Annotated in this window: 1 protein-coding gene; it reads right to left on the reverse strand. The window is 72.3% G+C overall.

The features are described from left to right. A partial coding sequence (locus NP777_RS46335) for a type I polyketide synthase (protein ID WP_308405413.1) occupies nucleotides 1–6,259 on the reverse strand: 6,259 nt, incomplete at its 3' end. Between the last annotated feature and the right edge of the window lie 49 nt (nucleotides 6,260–6,308).

Raw genomic sequence — 6,308 nt, forward strand, 5'->3', positions numbered from 1 at the left:
GCACACTGCCCGCGCCACCGGTCATGAGGTAGCCCTCGGAGCCGTCGGGGGCGGTGTCGAGGCGGCTGGTGTAGTCGTAGTTGACCATTCCGGCGAAGACACCGATGTCCTGGCCACGGAGCGAGACGGGGTCGATCCCGGCGCGCTCCAACGCCTCCCAAGACGTCTCCAGCAGCAACCGCTGCTGCGGATCCATCGCCAGCGCCTCACGCGGCGAAATCCCGAAGAAGTCGGCGTCGAACTCGGCCGCGTCGTAGAGGAAGCCACCTTTCCGCGCGTAGCTGGTCCCCGCGTGGTCCGGGTCAGCGTCGAACAGGTTCTCCAGATCCCAGCCACGGTCCACCGGGAACTCCCCGATGCCCTCGTCCCCCGCCAGGACCAGTTTCCACAAGTCCTCCGGCGAGGCCACGCCACCCGGCAATCGGCAGGCCATCCCCACGATCGCGATCGGTTCGGTGGGATCGCCCACCGTCCACGCCGATCCGGTCCGTCCGGTGTCCTGTCCGAGCAGTCGGGCGTGCAGGAATGACGCGAGCGCGGCCGGTGTCGGATGGTCGAAGGCGAGTGTGGTGGGCAGCTCGGCGCCGGTCAGGTCGCGCAGACGGTTGCGGAGCCGTACCACGTTGAGGGAGTCGAAGCCGAGGTCCTGGAAGGCCCGTTCGCCGTCGATCGCCGACGCGTCGTCGTGCCCCAGCACGGCGGCCGCGCTGCTCAGCACCAGGTCGAGGACCAGCCGGTGCCGCTCGGCCTCAGTGCAGGCCCTCAGCCGCTCGACGAAGGCCGTGGCGCCGCCGCCCTGGGGCGCCGTGGCCTTTGGCAGCGGCCGGGGACCCGGCTCACCCACTGCGGCGACGTCCGGTATGGGGGCGTCCGGTACGGGGGCGTCCGGCCAGTACCGCCGGTGCTGGAAGGCGTACGTCGGCAAGTCGACCCTGCGCCGTGAGGTATCCGGGACCAGGGCGGTCCAGTCGACCGGGACACCACGGACATGCAGCCGGGCGAGCGCGGCCACGGCGGTGACCGGATCGGGCCGTTCGCCGCCGTACGACGTGGGCACGAACATGGCCGGGTCGGCGCCGTCGCCCAGCGCTTCCTGCGCCATGGCGGTGAGGACACCGTCGGGGCCGAGTTCGAGGAAGGTCGTGACGCCCCGTGCGTGGAGCGTGGTGACGCCGTCGAGGAAGCGGACCGTCCTGCGTGCGTGCTCGACCCAGTACTCCGGAGAGCACAACTGGTCGGCGGTGGCCAGCTCGCCCGTGACGTTGGAGACGATGGGCACCGCCGGAGACGCGTAGGACAGCCCGGTGGCGACCGCGCGGAACTCCTCCAACATGCCGTCCATGTGCGCGGAGTGGAAGGCGTGGCTGACGCGCAGGCGCTTGGTCCGGTGCCCCTGGGCCGCGCATATCCGCTCGACGGCCGCCACGGCGTCCTGGTCGCCGGAGACGACGACGGAGGCGGGCCCGTTGACCGCGGCGATGTCCACGGCACCCGGCGCTTCGGCCAGCAGAGAGCGAGCCGCCGACTCGGGGACGTTGAGCGCGACCATCGCGCCACCGGGCAGGGCCTGCATCAGCCGCCCGCGCGCGGCCAGCAGCGCGGCCGCGTCCTCGAGTGGCAGCACGCCCGCCACGTGGGCGGCGGTCAGCTCGCCCACGGAGTGGCCGGCGAGGAAGTCGGGGCGCACTCCCCAGGACTCGTACAGCCGGAACAGCGCGGTCTCCAGCGCGAACAGACCCGCCTGAGCGAACACGGTGTGGTCGAGCAACTCCGCCTCGGGGGTCCCGGGCTGGGCGAACACGACGTCCCGGACGGGGTGTGCGACCTGCCCGATGTCGACCAGATAGCGGTCCAGTCGCGCGCAGGCCGCGTCGAAGGCATCGCGGAACACGGGATAGCGCGCGTGCAGTTCCCGGCCCATCCCTGGGTGCTGACTGCCCTGTCCGGTGAACAGCACCGCGAGCCTGCCGGGGTTCGCCACGCCTCGCGCCACGGGGCCATCGCTCGGCCCGGTGATGGCATCCAGCCCGCTCAGCAACTCCGCACGCCCCGAGCCCACGACCACGGCCCGGTGGTCGAACGTGGCCCGTGTGGTGATCAGCGAACGCGCGATATCGCTCGGGTCGAGCTCCGGGTGGTTGCGGGCGAATTCCGCGAGCCGGGCCGCCTGGCCGTACAGCGCGTCGGCGCTCCTGGCCGAGATCACCCACGGTACGGCGGGCATCGTATCCGGGGCCTCCGCGACGGGCTCGGCGGCGGTGGCCGGTGCCTGCTCCACGATCACATGGGCGTTGGTGCCGCTGACGCCGAACGCGGACACCCCGGCCCGGCGCGGACGCCCCACCTCCGGCCACGCACGCCCCTCGGTCAGCAACTCCACCGCACCCGCCGACCAGTCCACTTCCGGGGTGGGGGCGTCCACGTGCAGCGTCCGCGGCAGGACACCGTGCCGCATCGCCATGACCATCTTGATCACACCGGCCACGCCCGCGGCGGCCTGGGCGTGGCCGATGTTGGACTTCACCGAGCCCAGCCACAGCGGCCGGTCGCGGTCCTGGCCGTACGTGGCGAGGATGGCCTGTGCCTCGATGGGATCGCCCAGTGCCGTACCCGTGCCATGCGCCTCGACCACGTCCACCTCGGCGGCCGACACACCCGCGCCGGCCAGCGCCTGCCGGATGACACGCTGCTGCGACGGGCCGTTCGGCGCCGTCAGTCCGTTTGACGCGCCGTCCTGGTTCACCGCGCTGCCCCGTACCACCGCCAGCACCTGGTGACCGTTCCGCTCGGCGTCCGACAGCCGCTCCAGGAGCAGCACACCCACACCTTCGGCCCACCCCGTGCCGTCCGCCGAGGCGGCGAAGGGCTTGCACCGGCCGTCGACCGACAGTCCGCGCTGGCGGGAGAAGTCCACGAAGGCGTCGGGCCCGGCCATCACCGTCACCCCACCGGCCAGCGCCATCGAGCACTCCCCCGCCCGCAGCGCCTGCACGGCCAGGTGCAGTGCCACCAATGACGAGGAACACGCCGTGTCCACCGTGACCGCGGGTCCTTCCAGGCCCAGGGTGTAAGCCACGCGCCCGGACAGGACGGCCGCGGAGACTCCGGTGATCCGGTGCCCCTCGACCTCGTCCGGAACGTGGCGCAGGCGGATCGCGTAGTCCTGGGTGTTCATGCCGGTGAACACTCCGATGCCGCTGCCGCCCAAGGTGGTCGGGTCGATCCCGGCCCGCTCGAACACCTCCCATGAGGTCTCCAGCAGCAGTCGCTGCTGCGGATCCATCGCCAGCGCCTCACGCGGCGAGATGCCGAAGAAGTCGGCATCGAACCCGGCAGCGTCGGGCAGGAAGGCGCCGTGCCGGACGTAGGAGGTGCCGAGGTGGTCCGGGTCGCGGTCGTAGAGCGCGGACAGATCCCAGCCGCGGTCGTCGGGGAAGTCGCCGACGGCGTCACCGCCTTCGCTGATCAGCCGCCAGAAGTCCTCTGGACTGTCCACCCCGCCCGGGAATCGGCAGCTCATCGCCACGATAGCGATGCCATCGTCCGAAGCCTTGCCCGTGGTTGGCGGGGCGGCGGGGGCGCTCGGCGACCCCAGGAGTTCGGTGTGCAGATGCCGGGTGAGGGCCCGTGGGCTGGGGTGGTCGTAGAGCAGGGTCGAGGGCAGCCGGAGTCCGGTGGCCGCGTTGAGCCGGTTGCGCAGCTCCACCGACGTCAGCGAGTCGAACCCCAGCTCCCGGAACGCCCGTTCGGCGGCGATACCGTCCGGCGAAGCGTGCCCGAGCACCTGGGCGGCATGCTGTGTGACCAGGTCCAGCAGCGTCTGCTCCCGTTCGGCGGGGTCCGCTGACTCCAGCCGCCGTACGAGGTCGGTCCGCGGCGCTGCCGTACGACTCACGGCCCGGCGGCCCGGTGGCACCAGCTTGTGCAGCAGAGGGACGACCGGAGTGGCGGCCGTCGCGTTGGCGCGCAATCCCGCGAGGTCCAGCCGGGCCGCCACCAGCGCGGGCGTGGCGCTGCGCAGACCAGTGTCGAACAGCGCGAGTCCGGTCTCCTCGGACAGGGCGGTCATGCCGAAGCGCCGGGTGTGCTGCCGCAGGTCGGCCGCGGTGAGATGTGCGGTCATCTCACCGCTGAGCGCCCAGTGGCCCCAGGCGAGGGAGGTGGCCGGGAGCCCTGCCGCCCTGCGCCGCTGGGCCAGGGCGTCCAGGAAGGCATTGGCCGCGGCGTAGTTGGCCTGCCCGGGGTTGCCGAAGACGCCCGCGGCCGAGGAGAACACCACGAAGGCGGCGAGGTCCATGTCGCGCGTCAGCTCGTGCAGGATGAGGGCCGCGTCCGCCTTGGGGCGGAGAACGGTGTCCAGCCGTTCGGGTGTCATGGCGGTGACGACGCCGTCGTCCAGGACCCCGGCGGTGTGCACGACCGCCGTGAGGGGCGCCTCGGCGGGGACCGAGGCCAGCAGGTCCGCCACGGCGGTCCGGTCTGCGATATCGCAGGCTACGGTGCGTACGGACGCGCCCAGCGCGCCGAGTTCGGACTCCAGCTCCGCCATGCCTTCGGCTGCGCCGCCTCGGCGACTGACCAGCAGGAGGTTACGTACGCCGTGCTCGGCCGCGAGGTGTCGGGCGAACAGCCGGCCCAGTGCACCGGTGCCACCGGTGATAAGCACCGTGCCGGTCGGGTCCAGCGGTCGCGGTGGCTCCTCCTCGCTCGGCGTGGCGCGTACCAGCCTGGGCACGGATGCCACTCCGGCGGTGATGGCGATCTGCGGTTCGCCGGTGGCCAGGGCGGCGGCCAGGACGGCGGGCGGCAACGCGCCGGAGGCGGCGTCTTCGTCCATGGCCACCAGGACCAGCCGGTCCGGGGCCTCGGACTGTGCCGAACGCAGCAGCCCCCAGACCGCCGCGCGGATCGGGTCGGTGACGTCGCGCGTGACGATGACCAGCCGCGCATCCGTCTCCGGCACGGCCAGCCACGCCTGGACCCACTCCAGCGCCTGTGAGATGAGCGCCCGGAGGCCGTGTGTGGTGTCCGTCAGGTCGACGCGTACGAAGGGCGGTACGTCGCCGTGGTCGGCCAACGTTGTCAACTCGGCCGGGCTCGTCACCGTCACCATCGCCGGATCCGAGGTGGCCGGGACGGATCTGGCCGACGCGACCGGGAGCGGGAACCATTCCACCTCGAACAGCGCGTCCTGCGGTTCCGGCCCGGCCGCCGACACCAACACGTCGGCCGGGAGCGGCCGCGACGTCACCGAGCCCACGGACCCGACCGCCCTCCCGGCCGAGTCGGCCAGTCGCAGCGTCACGCCGCCCTGGCCGTCCGGGCTGATGCGTGTGCGCAGCGCGGTGGCGCCGGTCGCGGACAGGGACACCTCGCGGTAGGCGACGGGAAGTGCCGTTCCCTCGGTGTGCGTGTCGGCGTGGCATACGGCTTCCAGCAGTGCGGGGTGCAGTGCGTAGCGGGCGGCTTCGGCCTGCTGGTCGTCGGCCAGCTCCACCTCGGCGAACACGTCGGTGCCACGGGCCCACGCCGAGCGCAACAGGCTGAACGCCGGGCCGATGCCACGCCCGGCCTGTGCCAGATCGTCGTACACCTGGTCCACATCGACGCGGATGGCTCCGGGTGGCGGCCATGTCGCGAGGTCGACGTCGGGGGCGGTGGTGGCCTGGGCCAGGGTGCCCGTGGCGTGTCGGATCCAGTTCGTCCCGTCCGACCCGTTGCCCTGCCGGCGGGAGTGGACGGTGAGGCGCCTTCGGCCGGAGTCATCAGCCCCGCCCACGACCACCTGGAGCTGCCGACTCATGCCTGCGGTCAGCACGAGCGGCGCTTCGATCAGCAGCTCGTCGACGGCGCCGCAGCCGACCTCGTCACCGGCGCGCACCGCCAACTCCACAAAGGCCGATCCGGGGAGGACGACCGTACCGGCCACCGTGTTGTCGGCCAGCCACGGGTGCGTGCTCAGCGACAGTCGGGAGGTGAACAACGCCCCATCCGTGTCGGGCAGTTCCACCCATGCGCCGAGCAGAGGGTGCTGAGCACCGGCGAGGCCGATGGCGGTCACCTCACCGGTCCGGAGGCCACTCTTCAGCCAGTAGTGCCGGTGTTGGAAGGCGTAGGTCGGGAGGTCACACGCGATGTGACCGGGGACGTTGCCGAGCAGGGCGGACCAGTCGAGGGGAACACCACGTACATACGCTTCGGCCAGGGAGGTGAGCACGCGGCGCATGCCACCCTCGTCCCGGCGGAGCGTCCCGGTCACCACCACCGGCCCCGCGTCCGCTTGCTCTGCCGCCGCCTCGATACTCGTG

It is taken from the genome of Streptomyces rugosispiralis (assembly GCF_024505145.1).
Lineage (GTDB): Bacteria > Actinomycetota > Actinomycetes > Streptomycetales > Streptomycetaceae > Streptomyces > Streptomyces rugosispiralis.